We start from the raw sequence: 15012 nt of genomic DNA, 5'->3' as shown, positions 1-15012 counted from the left end.
GTTTTGTCCGTTCGGACGGAGGTTAAAAGACGATATTTCACCTGATGGAATGCCAGACAAAATTGGCTGATAGCTGCTTTTTTCAGAACAGGTTACCCTGATCGCTTGGGATAACCAGATCGATGCCTTCGATCTTCAAAAGCGCGCGTTTGGTTTCAAGTCCACCGTCGCCGGAATAGCCACCCGGTTTGCCGCCGCTTGCCAGAACCCTGTGACACGGAATGATGATCGGGATCGGATTAAGCCCGCAGGCAGTGCCGACCGCTTGATAGGCTGTTGGTGCCCCGGCGGCAATTGCCAAATCTTTATAAGTCGCTGTTTTGCCGCGCGGGATTTTGCACATCGCATCCCATACCGCCTTATGGAAATCGGTGCCATCGGGCGCCAGCGGCAGGTTGAAGGCATCAAGCTTGCCATCGAAATAGGCATTGAGCTGCGCTTTGGCATCGCTCAGGACCGGACTCGGTTCCATATCCTCGACAAAGCCCCAATCGACGGCGACGATCTGATCGTCGAATTCGAAAATTGTAATCGCCCCGACCGGGCTGTTCATCGAAATCTGGGGCATGGTCGAAATCCTGCGGCTTGTGGGAAGGGGTAAAAGGCATAATTAATTTTTGGACGCCGGAGGAGGAGGTCAACCATCGGATGTTTCACGTGAAACATCCGAGTTGAGCAGGCATCGTATCAGCGGCTCTTCTTATGTCGACTTATTTGGCAAATTGGCAAGCAGCTTGGCAAGGTCGGTGGCATTGGTAACCGGTGCGGAACAGACCGGCCCCTGACAGACATAGGCTGTCTCATGTCCGTCAATCACGGTTTTTCCCTTGGCTGGGTGCAGGTCGGGCAGGGCATCGGTGTTGGCCAGAATGGTGATCGCACGGTTTGGCAGATAGGCGGCAAAGATGGCACGCCGCATTTCCATGTACATCTGGCTGCGTTCCTTGGCGATCAGCACGATCTGAAGCGGATTTTGCAGCATTTCGGCTGCCAGAAGAAGGCCAGGCATGTTGGGAAATTGTTCGTTTAATCGCCCGGCAAAGGCGGCAATGGTGATTTCCGCCCGGTCGCGATATTTGGTATCGCCGGTCAGGGCATAAAGCCGCGCCAGATTTTGTGCCATGACCGAATTTCCGGCCGGAACAGCATTATCCATATGCGGTTTCTGGCGCACAACCAGATCATCGGCATCAGATGCCGATTGGAAATAACCACCTTTGGTGTCGGCAAACAGGTTTTCGACTGCTTCGCACCATTCGGTGGCTTCGCGAAGGTATGCATCCTCGCCAAAGCATTCATAAAGCTGCAAAGCCGCGCGGATCATGTGCGCGTAATCTTCGAGCATCCCGGCATGCTGTGCCTTTCCATTGCGATAACTATGCAGGAAGCGCCGGTCATTGCTTTCGCCAGTCATCAGGCTGTTGATCACAAAATTATAGGCAAGCTTTGCATAATCAAGCCAGTCTGCGCGCTTGAACACCATTGCGGCTTCAGCCAAAGCTGCGATGGTCATAGCGTTCCAGTCGGTCAGAGCCTTGTCATCCCATCCCGGCCAGATGCGCTTGTTGCGCACTGCCAAAAGCTTTGTCCGTGTTTCCGAAAGTTTCTTTTCCGTCGTTCGGTCCGCAAGGCCAAGGCCCGATTGCGTGCGGTTCAGGATATTTTTATGTTCCCAGTTGCCCGAGGGACTGACGTCATAGATATCCTTGAACAGGGCGGCATCATTGCCAAGAATGGCGTTAATTTCGGCTTCGTCCCAGACATAGAACTTGCCTTCTACACCCTCGCTGTCGGCATCAAGGCTGGCGGCAAAGGCTCCGCCGGGGACTCGCATATCGCGCAGTATCCAGTCGATGGTTTCGGAAATGCGGGCTTCATAAAGCGGGTTGCCGGTTTCACGCCAGACATCACACAGAAGATCAATCAGCTGCGCATTATCATACAGCATCTTTTCAAAATGCGGCACCAGCCATTGGTCATCGACGGCATAACGGGCAAAACCGCCACCGACATGGTCATAAATCCCGCCCTGGCACATGCGATCAAGGCTGTGGCGGACGATGCGTTTAAGATCGGTATCGTTGGTGCGAACTCCGACACGCCATATAAGGGCCAGAAGGCTTGGTTGCGGGAATTTTGGCGCACCATTGGTGCCGCCATTTTCGCCGTCCATGATCTGTAAGCAGCCATGACCGCACTGATCAATCATCGCGAGCGACGGCATCGACCCGGTTGCACCGCTATTCATTTTAATCAGCGCCTGACCGATCTGTGCAACGTTATGGCGGATGTTATCGGGCTGTTGGGTATAGATTTCTGAAACCGACTTCAAAACATCGCCAAATCCCGGGCGGCCATACCGGGCCTCCTTGGGGAAATAGGTCCCACCCCAGAACGGTTCGCCATCCGGCGTCAGGAACATGGTCAACGGCCATCCGCCCTGCTGACCCAGCAATGCCAGCGCATTCTGATAGACACTATCAAGATCGGGGCGTTCCTCGCGGTCTAGCTTAATATTCACAAACAGCTCGTTCATCAGGGCCGCGATACCATCGTCCTCGAAACTTTCATGTGCCATAACATGGCACCAGTGACACGCCGCATAGCCAACCGACAGCAGAACAGGCTTGTTTGCGGCCTTGGCCGCGGCAAGAACCTCGGTACTCCAGGGTTGCCAATGCACCGGATTGTCACGGTGCTGCAAAAGATAGGGGCTGGTTTCCGAACCAAGATTGTTCTGCGCAAGTTTCATGGCGTCGTATCCTGTGCCCGTCCGGATTTCCTGTGAAGGTGGCGGGCTTTTTATGGTTTGCGGGAAGGGAAGTGTTCCATCCCATTGATGACATTCATTCTATGGATGTAAGGGTAAAGCCCCTGAAGCGAAAGACAAGGGGGGTAAAGGGATTGGATTAGCAATATATTGCGATTTTATCGGCTTTTAACTGATTGGAAGTGCTCTGAGGTCGATAGTGATTGAGAACTTCGCACGGACGTCCATAATGGACCCAATAAAAAGCAGAAGATCAAACAGAGGAGATCAGGGCGATGAAAGTTTCCGTGGATATTGATTGCACGCCAGAAGAACTGCGCACCTTTTTTGGTCTGCCCGATGTGCAGCCTATGCAGCAGGCCTTGATGAAAGATATCGAGGACCGGATGAAAGCTAATCTTGCGGCGATGGATCCCGAAACCATGCTCAATACCTGGCTGCCGCAGGGCATGCAGAACTGGGAACAGCTTCAGAAAGCCTTCTGGAGCCAGTTTAACGCTGCCGGAAACACCACTGGCAAGAACACCAAGGACTGACTAGCTTGACGACCGAGGCACATTTTTATCAGGCGCATGTTTTCGTGTGCCAGAACGAGCGCCCCGCGACGCACGAACGCGGATGCTGCAATTCCAAGGGTGCTACGAAGCTTCGCAATTACATGAAGGTTCGCGCCAAGGAACTGGGTCTGCCGATGACTCGTATCAATACCGCTGGATGTCTTGATCGCTGCGAACTGGGGCCGGTGATGGTTATCTATCCCGAAGGCACTTGGTATCGTTACGAGACGATCGAAGATATTGATACCATCCTTAATGACCATCTGGTCGGGGGAAAGGTGGTTGAACGGCTGCGCCTAAGCCCGGATCAATAAACCGGTAAGGCGCGATGCGCGGCATCATCATTAGGACAATCACTTCAAACGGCTCCGACAGGGGTCGTTTTGTGTTTTCCGGCAACGAGAACGGTGACAAGTTGGTGCCGTTTCCAAAGATCTGTAAATCAAACTGGAAACCGGTTTCCGCGAGGATTGTTTGGTGGTCAGAAAGCTGATGATATGCCGCTTTCAGCTATCTTGTGCAGCCTTAAAGCCCCGTTTGTGATTGCAGCTATATGTTGACCTTCGCGGAATGCTGACCGATATGGACAGCCAGCAACATTTTTCTTCAGATGGCGTGACGGATAGCAGAACGGATGACGATTAACGTGACCGACAGTGGAACCCCGATCCGAGTGGGCCAGACAGACACCATATTTGCCCTTTCCAGCGGCGCTGGGCGGGCCGGGGTGGCGGTTATCCGGCTATCCGGGTCAATGGCTGGGGCGACATTGTGCGCGCTTCTGGGCCGCGACAGCCTGCCAAAACCACGTCATGCGATCTATGCGCCGATCCATGATCCGAAAACGAACGAGCGACTTGATGATGCGGTAGCGATCTATTTTGCAGGTCCGGCCAGCTTTACAGGCGAGGATGTCGTCGAGCTTCATACTCATGGCGGGCGTGCGGTAATCGACGGTGTTCTTGATTGCTTGGCCGCTCGACCGGGCCTGCGTATCGCCGAACCGGGGGAATATACCAGACGTGCCTTCGAAAATGGCAAAATGGACCTGACCGCGGCCGAGGGCATTGCCGATCTGATTGATGCCGAAACTGCGGCCCAACGCAGGCAGGCCGTGCGCCAGATGGCAGGCGAATTGGGCGCCCTTTACGAAAACTGGCGCGCGCGTTTAATGAAGGCATTGGCCTACATCGAGGCGGATATCGATTTTCCGGACGAAGATTTGCCTGGTGGTATTGTGCCGGTGGTGCGTGGTGATTTGTCATCCGTTCACGGCGAGATGGATAAACATCTCGCCGACAACCGGCGCGGCGAACGGTTGCGCGAAGGTTTCCAGATCGTGATTCTCGGTGCGCCTAATGCCGGTAAATCAAGCCTTCTGAACCGGCTGGCAAGGCGTGAGGCGGCGATTGTGTCCGAGATCGCTGGAACCACGCGCGATATGATCGAAGTCCATCTTGATCTTGGTGGTTTTCCCGTCACCATGGTGGATACTGCGGGCCTTCGCGAAAGTGGCGATGTGATCGAAACCGAGGGTGTTCGCCGTGCAACCGCCCGCGCGGAGGATGCGGATTTGCGGCTTGTTGTGGTGGATCGTTCCGACTGGCCCCACATCGACGCAGAGGCTGCGCGCCTGATTGATGCCAATACGATCCTTCTGGTCAATAAGGTGGATGGTGTGGATGTTGGCGATATCCCGACAGTCTGGTCTGGAAAATCGGCAATAGGGGATCGGCTTGAGCTGCCCGTTTTGCCCATATCGGCCATGACCGGGCAGGGGATGGAAAGCCTCTTGCAACTGCTGGAGACTCGCGTAAAAGAAGGGCTCGATTTTGCGGGACCAGTTCCCCTGACACGGCTGCGGCACCGCCAGGCACTTGAGCGTGCCAGTGATCATCTGGATCGCGGATTGCAGACCGATATTGCCGAATTGGCGGCCGAGGATGTTCGCCTTGCCGTGCGTGAAATCGGTAAAATCACCGGACGCGTCGATGTGGAAGACCTGCTTGATATTATCTTCGGCGACTTCTGTATCGGCAAATAAGATTATCAGAAATTGTTTCACGTGAAACATCGGCCATTTCGATGACACGTGGTTTTGAATTAAGACCTGAATAAGACTCGCAAGCTGTGTTGCATTGAGCAGATGTCATGGCTTGGCGTAGTCAAGGAATTCAACGAGGAATTCGATGTCGGATAACCGATTTGATGTGATTGTTGTTGGCGGGGGCCATGCCGGGTGCGAGGCTGCGGCTGCGGCTGCGCGCATGGGAGCGAAAACCGCACTGGTCACACACCGTGCTGATCGTATCGGAGAAATGTCTTGCAACCCGGCTATTGGCGGGCTTGGCAAGGGGCATATGGTTCGCGAGGTCGACGCGCTTGACGGTGTGATGGGTCGTGCGATTGACCGCGCTGGGATCCAATTCCGAATGCTGAACCGTTCCAAGGGACCGGCTGTGCGCGGCCCACGCGCGCAGGCTGATCGGAAGCTGTATCGCGAAGCGGTGCAGGATATTCTGGCCAATCAGGAAAACCTGACGATCATCGAAGGCGCGGTTCACGACCTTAAAATTACCGAGGGCGATGACAGCCGCGTGACCGGTGTGATCACCGAAGACGGGCGCGAATATGATGCCGGTGCGGTGGTTCTGACAACGGGAACATTCCTGCGTGGTCTTATTCACATTGGCGAAAAAACCACTCCGGCCGGGCGTATCGGTGATGCGCCAGCACTTGGTCTTTCGGAAACTTTGGAAAAATTCGGCTTCCGTTTGGGGCGTTTGAAAACCGGCACCCCGGCACGGCTTGACGGCCGGACGATCGATTGGGCCAGTCTTCAAGAACAGCCGGGTGATAATCCGCCCGATCCGTTTTCCTTCCTGACCCAAGAAATCACCGTACCGCAAATCTCGTGTCACATGACTTGGACAACCGAGGCGACGCACGAAATCATCCGTGCAAACCTGCATCGGGCTCCGATGTATAGTGGCCAGATCAAAAGCAGTGGCCCGCGTTATTGCCCGTCCATCGAAGACAAGGTTGTGCGTTTCGCCGAAAAGAACCAGCACCAGATTTTTCTGGAGCCAGAAGGGCTCGACGATCCGACGGTTTATCCGAACGGCATTTCAACCTCACTTCCCGAAGAAGTTCAGCTTGCGATGCTGGCCACCATTCCGGGTCTCGAGAAGGTTGCGATTTTCCGTCCTGGCTACGCAGTGGAATATGATTTTGTTGATCCGCGCGAGCTGCGCCATACGCTGGAAACCAAGAAAGTCAGTGCACTGTTCTTTGCCGGGCAGATCAATGGCACGACCGGTTACGAAGAGGCTGCCGGGCAGGGACTTGTCGCGGGTGTTAATGCTGCCCTTGTCGCCGGAAGCACAGCAGGGGCGGTTGAGCGCGAATTTGTTCTTGATCGTGCTGACGCTTATATCGGCGTGATGATTGATGATCTGGTGACGCTGGGCACGCGCGAACCCTATCGCATGTTTACCTCACGCGCTGAGTATCGTTTGATGCTTCGCGCGGACAATGCTGACCAGCGTCTGACGGATCGTGGTCTTGACATCGGCTGCGTGGCATCGCACCGCCAGCAGGTTTGGGGTGATAAAAAACTTTCGCTTGAAACAGCCAAACGCACCGTGTCCGATTTGACCGAAACCCCGAATGGTCTGGCGAAGCATGACATCAAAATCAACCAGGATGGTGTGCGGCGCTCGGCGTATGACTTGCTGGCATATCCGGATATTGATTTCGATACCTTGACCCGCGTCTGGCCGCAGCTTTCTGAAATTACCCCGGCGATCCGAGAACAGGTTTCAATCGATGCGCAATATAAAGGCTATCTGGATCGCCAGTCCGCCGATGTTGCGGCCTTCCGTCGGGATGAAGAGTTGCGTCTGCCGCGCGATCTTGACTTCGATAGCGTCGGCAGCCTTTCGGCGGAAATACGTTTGAAACTGAAAGAAATCCAGCCCGAAACTATTGGTGCTGCATCACGCATTCCGGGTGTCACCCCCGCGGCAGTGACCGCCTTGCTTGGGCATATCAAAAGCCACAAGCATAAGGCGATACGCAGTGCCTGATTGGAACTTACGTTGAGTTGTCCATAATTTCGGAAAGGCAGCACATTTTGTATAAGTGTGCTGCCCTTTTTCGATGTGCCGCTGTTTATCATTGACAATGGGGCTTCATTCACCGCGGATTTCAAATACACTATCTGAATATCTGTCTGGTCTTATTCTGACCCACCGGCTTTGCGTCCGTGACGCTTCTACTTATCGGTAAAATGTTTCACGTGAAACATTTTCGTGTTTTTCCCAAAATTTATTGATTTCGACGCGATAAAACGTGTTTGCTTAAAAAATCAAGTCTGGTGCGAATCATTAACGCGGATTATAACTCGAACATGCAATCCATTTCAGAACCCGTAAAAACATGGTTTGAGACCGATTTGAATGTTTCACGTGAAACATTGGACCGTCTTGGCCTTTATGCTGACCTTGTTGTCAAATGGCAGCCAAGGATCAATATCGTTGGTGCCAGCACGGCTGATGACGTCTGGACACGTCATTTACAGGATTCTGCGCAGCTTTGGCCGTATGTGGAAGACGTTGTCCGTGGCGGCAAAATTGTCGATTTCGGTTCCGGGGCAGGGTTCCCAGGGATCGTTTTGGCGATTTTGGGTGCGAATAACGTGATTTTAATGGAATCAAACACCAAGAAAACCGTGTTTCTGCTGGAAGCAGCGCGGGTTTGTGGGGTGTTGGGCCAGATCGAAATTGCCCGCGAGCGTATTGAAGCCGCCAACGCGCGTGAAGCCGACGTGATTACAGCCCGCGCATTTGCGCCATTGCCAAAGCTTCTGGAGCTTGGGCAGCGGCATCTTAAACCGGGCGGGCATTATGTGTTGCTAAAAGGACGTGCCTTTGAGGAAGAGCTGGCCGATGCACGTGCAGCCGGTTGGGTATTCACTGTAACCACCCATGCCAGCCTAGTTGATCCGGAAGGCGTGGTGATGATTTTGCAAGGAGTTGACCGGTGACCGACGTTATTGATTTGCCGCTTTCAATCTCTTCCGAGGCCGGTCACCGGCCGCGGATCATTGCCGTGGCCAACCAGAAGGGCGGGGTTGGTAAAACTACGACTACGATAAACCTGGCAACTGCGTTGGCGGCTGTGAACCAGCGGGTTTTGATCGTTGATCTTGATCCGCAGGGTAACGCAAGCACCGGTTTGGGCCTGCGTCCGTCTGAGCGCCAGATAAGTTCTTATGACGTACTGATCAACGGCAATACGCTGGAAGAAGCACGCAAGGCAACTGCTATTCCACGCCTGACGATTGTGCCATCAGGTATGGATCTTTCTGGGGCGGAGATCGAGCTTGTCGATTTTGAACGCCGCGAGATGCAGCTTAAAGAATCGCTCGGTCGGTTGCCGCATGATGTCGATTATGTGCTGATCGATTGCCCGCCGTCACTTGGCTTGCTGACGCTTAATGCGTTGGTTGCCAGTGATGCGGTTCTGGTGCCGCTCCAGTGCGAGTTTTTCGCGCTGGAGGGGATCAGCCATCTGGTACGCACCATTAAGCGGGTGAAAAAGGCTTTTAACCCTGCTCTTGAAATTCAGGGCATTGTTTTGACGATGTATGACAAGCGTAACAACCTGTCAGCACAGGTAGCCAATGACGTACGCGACTATTTTGGTGATGTCGTTTATCGCACGGTGATCCCGCGCAATGTCCGTGTATCAGAGGCGCCAAGCCACGGTACGCCGGTGCTTGTCTATGATATGAAATGTCCGGGGTCGCGAGCATATCTTAATCTTGCAAGCGAAGTTCTGAAACGCGAAGGGGTGAAGGCATGAGTGAGGCAAAAAAACGCGGTTTGGGACGGGGGCTATCGGCCCTGCTGGGCGAGGAAGACGATGATGTCGGTGCAGCGGTTGCTGGTAGCAATGAGGCTGTTGCTCATCCAGGCCCTGGCGGGACCACACAGCTGATTGCCATCACCGATCTGAAGCCATCACCATTCCAGCCGCGCAGCAATTTTGATGACGAGGCGATTGACGATCTGGCGGCATCGATTCGTCAGAAGGGTATTATTCAGCCGATTCTTGTGCGGGCGTCCTCTACAGGTGAAACCACCTATGAAATCATTGCCGGTGAACGTCGCTGGCGAGCTGCACAGCGGGCGCAATTGCACGAAGTGCCGGTTCTGGTACGTGATTTTGACGACAGGGAAACCGCCGAGATTGCCCTGATCGAAAACCTGCAAAGGCAGGATTTGTCGCCACTCGAGGAATCCGAAGGTTATAGCCGCCTGATGAGCGATTTTTCGCATACCCAGGAGGCATTGGCTCAGGCGCTTGGCAAAAGCCGCAGTCATATTGCGAACAGCCTGCGTTTATTGACGCTTCCTGCACCGATCAAGCAGATGTTGTCGGATCGTGTGCTGAGCCCCGGTCATGCGCGGGCCCTGTTGGGGGCGAATAACGCGGTCGAGCTGGCAAACCAGATCGTCAAGAAGGGGCTAAACGTTCGCCAGACCGAGAAACTGGTGAAAAGTGACGGCGGTAAAACCGCGCGCCAGAAGAAGCCTTCGTCGGGACGCACAAGCGATAAAGATCCAGATACAGTGGCGCTGGAGCATGATCTTAGCAATATGTTGGGGTTGGCAGTAAATATCGATTTTGACGGGGCGGGTGGTAAAATCTCTGTTAGGTATGAAACCCTTGAGCAACTTGACGATATTCTCAAACGTTTGAGTCAGGGACGGTTGGGCGAGTCGGCACCGGTTAATGACGAGGATGATCCGCTTGTTCCCGAAGGTGAGGGGGACAACGAATTCGATTCGATGTTTATCGATGATGATCTTCTGACTGACGAGCTCGAATCGATTGCCGACGCGACCGAGATCGCGCTGGATGCCGAGGACTCGTTTCTAGACGAGCCAGAAGGCGATATGCCGATTGAGCAGGATGAAGTCGGTGAAGAGGCGCTTGAGACATTGTCGGACGCGAAAGTCCTGAAGAGTAAAGCTCATGGAGCCCTAAGTAATAGCGACGAATAGATTTTTATAGCCAATCCGCAAACGATAAGCAGCCCCGTACGACTCGGTCAGCGGAGCTGTTTTCTTTTTGCGAAATATGTACGGTCGTTAGCGTCTGCCCTGCTTCTGGCGGGCAACGGCGACCTTGATCATCGCGCGGTGTGCGATGGTTTCGGGGATGGCGAGCCCACTTTTACAATCCTTTTCGGCTTCTAGCAGGATTTGCAGGGCGCGTTGCAGATTTCCCAATGCCCAATTCTGCAGATTGGCGCGAAACTGATCTGCGGCCTTGAAAAACAGGGGGGGACGCAACGATTTCATCGCCTGTTCGGCATTCGTGCCTTGTGCCATCTGGCCTTTGACCAGATGTAGTTTTTGAAAATAGCCGATCATCATGCGAAGTGCGCCAACCGGATTGAGGCCTTCTTCGACCAGGCGGGTCAGGGCGCTATCGAGGCTTGCAACATTGCCCTGGGATACGGCCTGCACGACATCGTCATAATGGCGGGCGGAACTATCCCCGACACAGGACATCGCGTCGGCCAATGTGACCTGACCTTCTTTCAGAGCGTAAAGAGCCAGTTTTTCAAGTTCGCTTCGTGAAATCATCCTGTCAGAGCCCAGGTTACCGACCAGATAGCGTATGGCATCGCGATCAATGCGCAGTTTGTGATCTTCCATGACGGAATTGATCAGGGCTTCGATATCCCGTCCGCTATCGGCATAGCAGGGCAGCGCCATGCCATTGCCGGCTTTCTCGACCGTCTGACGCAGTTTCGATTTGGACGCAAGGCTGCCGGCTTCGATGATGATCAGGGCATCACCGGCGGGATCGGCAAGGAAATCGGCTATTACGGGGGCCTGTGCCTCGCCAATGTCGCGGATTCGGATTACACGGCGCCCACCGCCGAAACTGATTGCGGCGGCTTCATCGCGCAGACGGCTGGCGTCTTCCTTAAGCTGGGCAGTGCCAAGTTCGATTACACGGAATGGATCCTTGAGATCCTCGACCACGGTTTTGGCAAGTCTGACCGCACGTTCTCGTACAAGCCCCTCATCCTCGCCATAGATCAGGACGAGTTGCGCCTTGGCATCGGGAGCGCGAAGGAAATTTTCGGCCTGTGCTGCCTTGAGCTTCATGGCGTGATATTACCTAACGTCCGCTGCGCAGGCCAACGGCGACCTGATTGGCAAGCTGTCGGGCAAGATTCCGGGCAGCGTCTGAGCGGGCGGCGGACTCTGCTTCGAGTGAGGCAAAGTCGGAGTCGACAAGGTTGTAAGTTGTTCGGGCGCGAAGCGTGCCTGAACGGAGTATTCTTGAGTCGGAAATTCGAGAAAGTTGGTACTGGGCGCTCAAAATGTAGTCGGCAATGGTTGCTTCATTGTCCTTGGTATAACCGAGTTCGGAAGTTGATTCATCAAGAGTAATATCGAGGGTATATTCCGGCCGAACAGTTTGGCCGCGCGGGGTCAGCGTTTCGACCAGAACGTTACGTGTTATTTGTCCGATTCGGTCTTCCATCATCGATATTTTGACCCTCGCCATATCGGCCGCGGTACTGTCACCGCCTTTATCCTCGGCATAAAGAGGGCGGAAGCCGCAAGCGGTGAGGCCGGTCAGGGCAAGCACGGCGATAATCGATAACAGGGCGCGCAACGTCATTCCTCGCTATTTTTTGCGTGATGGTTTTTGCCGAAAGGCGCATGACCATGACGATACAATAGTTCCGATCCAATCAAAGGGCAAAACAGAGTTAGGTTCGTGATGAAAGAAAGTCTGAGTTCAAGATCTTTAGCTGAGTCGCTGTTATTTGAAAGAGACTTAAAGTCGCTGCGCAGGTTCGCAACGGCCGTATTGAAACGACCCTTTGCAAGCTCGTCTACAATTTTGCTTTTCGGCGTATCTTGTAAACTCTGAGTCTGGGCTTCAGGCATAAAGGTAAAGGGCTGCTCGCCTATCGCCAGTTTGGTCCAAACCTGACGCAGCCAGCGCCAATGGCCGATCAGGCTGCTTTGGGTTATATGCAAAGGACGATCAAGTGGTACATCTGCCAGAAGCGTGAGGCACAAGATATCACTCCCTATCTGGGAATGAAGCTTTGCCAGATTGTTTTCGATGATGTCTGTTGAAACCGGTCCTGCATTTTTTGGCTGGCGGGGGAAATCCTTTTGTTCTTCCCAAGCAGGAAGCAGGCCAAGAATTTCGCACGCGATTGCAAGTCGCCCAGCGCGCAGATCATCCCCGTATTGTGATAATGCAGGTCGATGAAAGGCCAAGACAAACCCCCATTCACGTGTCAGCGAATGGGGGTTGTATTGATCTGACACATACATAGGTGCGTCTGGCATATCCAAACGGAATGCTTATTGTGCGGTTGCGCTGTCAATGCGCAGTTGACGCGCACGGGTCAGAATCGAGTCTTCCATTGCGGTTACCGTACTTGGTTCAACCACAGCATCTGCCCATTGGTCCGTTCCAACGCGCACCTGACGGAAGACAGCGACCTTAATCGCGTCGGAGCGAAGGGCGGTACCGAGGATATAGCCCGTAATCTTGAAACGCTCGTTTGGTGTTTCCGGCGGGCTGTACCAATCGGTAATGATCACACCGCCAAACGGATCGGCCGAGTTGAGCGGCATGAAGGAGAGCGTATCAAGCGATGCGCGCCACAGGAAGCTGTTCACACCAATACCGGTGCCGCCGCCCTGATTCTTGCTCTCGTCACCACCCAGAAAATTAAAGCCGTCGGGACCAAAAAGGGTGCCTTCTTTTTTCTGGTCCGCGATTGTTTGGGATCGACCGGTTGTCCCCACACGTTTATTTCCCGGTGCAGAGCCAGGATAGCTATCATAATCTGACTGACTACCGGCACAAGCAGCAATGAGCAAACATATTGAGAAAGAGGCAATTACTTTAACTGGAGACAATCGCACGGTCCATTCCTTGTCCAGAGCATCAGAATTTCTGTCCGCACTATAGGACCGACAAGGCTTGGAGCAAACAAAAACATGTGTGTCAAATATGCAACTAAGATGTGGAAATGTATCTTTTCGATCACAGTGTTGTTGACCTGCGGGACTTTTACTGGCTCCATTGCCCTCGAACCGAACGGCGAAAAGTCGTTCACCTAATTTTTGTTAGGCGGTTTTCCGCACTTGCAAAGACGTTGAGGGAAAAGATGAAAAAGATTCTGTTTGCTTCCAGCGCAATCGCTGCTGTTGCTTTCGCAGGCCAGGCTTCGGCTTCTGAGCCGATCAAATTGTCGGTTGGCGGTTATATGGAACAGTGGGTTGGCTTCGCTGATGAAGACGTTCCTGGTTCTGACGGTCGTAATAACGCATTCCAGTCTGATACCGAAGTTTACTTCACCGGTTCGACCACCCTTGATAACGGCATCGAAATCGGTGCACGTATCGAACTCGAAGGTGAAACCTCTGGTGACCAGATCGATGAACAGTTCCTGTTCGTGAATGGTGGCTTCGGTCGCATCGAAATGGGCAAGAACGACAGCGTTGCTGACTCGATGGCTATTACCGCTCCGACCGTTGGTCCGGTTAACCCGAGCGATGGCGGTATGGAAGACTGGGTCAACATCACCACCGGTAATATCATTGATACTGTTCCGTCTTCTGGCGACCAGAACCGTTTCAGCTACATGACCCCGTCGTTTGGCGGCTTCCAGGCTGGTGTTTCTTTTGCTGATGACAGCAACCGTAACGGTGCTTCCTCTTACAACAACACCGATGGTTCTGGCGACAACATCCTGTCCGGTGCTGTTACCTTCGATCATGACTTTGGTGGTGTTTCGCTTGGCTTGTCGGCTGAAGGCGAACACCAGGGTGAAGGTGCTTGGTATGGTTTTGGTACCAATGTTGGTTTCGGAAACTTCACCGTTGGTGGTTCTTATGGTCACACCGAAGACGATTACACATTGTCTTCCCGTGATAGCACCGCTGGCCGTGGCGACATCGATGCATTTGACCTCGGTGTTACCTATGCGATGGACGCAGCTTCGGTTGGTCTGAGCTACGCTTATCAGGAAAACGAAACAACCAACGTTGACAGCCAAGGCCTGTCCCTTGGGCTGGCTTACACCCTCGGTGCAGGTGTTTCGTGGCAGTCTTCGGTCTTCTGGTTTGAAGAAGACGCAACCACTGCTGCCGCTGACAACGATGGCTACGGTGTTGTAACCGGTCTGGCACTTTCCTTCTAATCCAATCTGGATTGAATAAAAATGCCCTGAAGGGAGCGAGAAATCGCTCCCTTCTTTTTTGCTTTGGGGGTTGCGAGCGGCTAGGTACGACAGATCATTATAATGACTTTACCTGTTTATCATGATTGATTTGAAATTCAGCTTTTTCGTCGCCTAGGCTGAATCGACATTTACATCCATAGAGTGGCTGCGGCGAGAAATACGAAAGACAGATAATGGCAGGCCTTGCGGTCATATCGTGTGGCCAGCCTTCGCCAGTGCTTGAGCTTGTTGAACGTCCGCTCGACACCATTTCTGTGCTTATAGATTTCCTTGTCGTATTCGCGCTGCTGCTTGCGATTGGACCTTGGTGGAATAACCGCCACAGCCTCCATGGCGGTGATGGCGTCAAGTATTTCCTGACTGTCATACCCCTTGTC

The 15012-nt window shown here is 53.4% G+C and carries 15 protein-coding genes; 8 read left to right on the top strand and 7 right to left on the bottom strand.

What is annotated here, in order from left to right; all coding sequences use genetic code 11:
* Positions 1 to 82 precede the first annotated feature (82 nt).
* On the bottom strand, positions 83 to 568 hold the full coding sequence (locus tag ABIE64_RS11800) for a methylated-DNA--[protein]-cysteine S-methyltransferase (RefSeq protein ID WP_114094225.1): 486 nt from the start codon (positions 566 to 568) through the stop codon (positions 83 to 85).
* 132 nt (positions 569 to 700) lie between these two features.
* Positions 701 to 2752, bottom strand: a complete 2052-nt coding sequence (locus ABIE64_RS11795; protein WP_354377536.1) for a thioredoxin domain-containing protein — start codon at positions 2750 to 2752, stop codon at positions 701 to 703.
* Positions 2753 to 3045: 293 nt separating this feature from the next.
* Here ABIE64_RS11795 and ABIE64_RS11790 point away from each other — a divergent pair, with 293 nt between their 5' ends.
* The 7 genes from ABIE64_RS11790 (at position 3046) to ABIE64_RS11760 (ending at position 10400) form a co-directional block, all read left to right on the top strand.
* Positions 3046 to 3306, top strand: a complete 261-nt coding sequence (locus ABIE64_RS11790) for a DUF6489 family protein (RefSeq protein WP_007088517.1) — start codon at positions 3046 to 3048, stop codon at positions 3304 to 3306.
* A gap of 5 nt (positions 3307 to 3311) precedes the next feature.
* Entirely contained in the window at positions 3312 to 3641 is a 330-nt protein-coding gene (locus tag ABIE64_RS11785) for a (2Fe-2S) ferredoxin domain-containing protein (RefSeq protein ID WP_063092277.1), read from the top strand.
* A 320-nt stretch (positions 3642 to 3961) separates the two neighbouring features.
* The gene (mnmE, locus tag ABIE64_RS11780; protein ID WP_051682177.1) at positions 3962 to 5371 is read left to right on the top strand and encodes a tRNA uridine-5-carboxymethylaminomethyl(34) synthesis GTPase MnmE; all 1410 of its coding nucleotides are present in this window, start codon (positions 3962 to 3964) and stop codon (positions 5369 to 5371) included.
* A 145-nt stretch (positions 5372 to 5516) separates the two neighbouring features.
* Positions 5517 to 7415, top strand: a complete 1899-nt coding sequence (gene mnmG, locus ABIE64_RS11775; protein ID WP_354377535.1) for a tRNA uridine-5-carboxymethylaminomethyl(34) synthesis enzyme MnmG — start codon at positions 5517 to 5519, stop codon at positions 7413 to 7415.
* Between the two features lie 323 nt (positions 7416 to 7738).
* Entirely contained in the window at positions 7739 to 8374 is a 636-nt protein-coding gene (rsmG, locus tag ABIE64_RS11770) for a 16S rRNA (guanine(527)-N(7))-methyltransferase RsmG (protein ID WP_114094229.1), read from the top strand.
* Positions 8371 to 9195: a ParA family protein gene (locus ABIE64_RS11765; protein ID WP_007088522.1), complete on the top strand. Its 825-nt coding sequence runs from the start codon at positions 8371 to 8373 to the stop codon at positions 9193 to 9195. The genes rsmG and ABIE64_RS11765 overlap by 4 nt, the downstream gene beginning before the upstream one ends.
* Positions 9192 to 10400, top strand: a complete 1209-nt coding sequence (locus tag ABIE64_RS11760; protein WP_354377534.1) for a ParB/RepB/Spo0J family partition protein — start codon at positions 9192 to 9194, stop codon at positions 10398 to 10400. The genes ABIE64_RS11765 and ABIE64_RS11760 overlap by 4 nt, the downstream gene beginning before the upstream one ends.
* Positions 10401 to 10487: 87 nt before the next feature.
* On the opposite strand, the gene holA is transcribed toward ABIE64_RS11760, so the two are convergent.
* From holA to ABIE64_RS11740, 4 genes are read right to left on the bottom strand one after another with little or no spacing between them, the layout of a single operon-like run.
* Positions 10488 to 11519: a DNA polymerase III subunit delta gene (gene holA / locus ABIE64_RS11755; protein ID WP_354377533.1), complete on the bottom strand. Its 1032-nt coding sequence runs from the start codon at positions 11517 to 11519 to the stop codon at positions 10488 to 10490.
* A 13-nt stretch (positions 11520 to 11532) separates the two neighbouring features.
* Positions 11533 to 12042: an LPS assembly lipoprotein LptE gene (locus ABIE64_RS11750; protein WP_062950074.1), complete on the bottom strand. Its 510-nt coding sequence runs from the start codon at positions 12040 to 12042 to the stop codon at positions 11533 to 11535.
* The gene (locus ABIE64_RS11745; protein WP_354377532.1) at positions 12039 to 12713 is read right to left on the bottom strand and encodes a hypothetical protein; all 675 of its coding nucleotides are present in this window, start codon (positions 12711 to 12713) and stop codon (positions 12039 to 12041) included. The genes ABIE64_RS11750 and ABIE64_RS11745 overlap by 4 nt, the downstream gene beginning before the upstream one ends.
* Positions 12714 to 12743: 30 nt before the next feature.
* Positions 12744 to 13193, bottom strand: a complete 450-nt coding sequence (locus tag ABIE64_RS11740) for a DUF3576 domain-containing protein (RefSeq protein WP_354377531.1) — start codon at positions 13191 to 13193, stop codon at positions 12744 to 12746.
* Between the two features lie 365 nt (positions 13194 to 13558).
* Between ABIE64_RS11740 and ABIE64_RS11735 the strand changes: the two genes are divergently transcribed.
* Positions 13559 to 14593 carry a porin gene (locus tag ABIE64_RS11735; protein ID WP_354377530.1) on the top strand — a complete coding sequence of 345 codons (1035 nt, stop codon included), beginning with the start codon at positions 13559 to 13561 and terminating at the stop codon, positions 14591 to 14593.
* Positions 14594 to 14763: 170 nt separating this feature from the next.
* Here the strand turns inward: ABIE64_RS11735 and ABIE64_RS11730 are convergent.
* Positions 14764 to 15012 (bottom strand): transposase (locus ABIE64_RS11730; RefSeq protein ID WP_354377529.1); only part of this gene is annotated, 249 nt, incomplete at its 5' end.

The organism is Thalassospira sp. MBR-102, assembly GCF_040549275.1.
Classification (GTDB): Bacteria; Pseudomonadota; Alphaproteobacteria; order Rhodospirillales; family Thalassospiraceae; genus Thalassospira; species Thalassospira xiamenensis.
The sequence above is the reverse complement of the archived record's forward strand: the minus strand, read 5'-3'. Positions and strand labels throughout refer to the sequence as shown.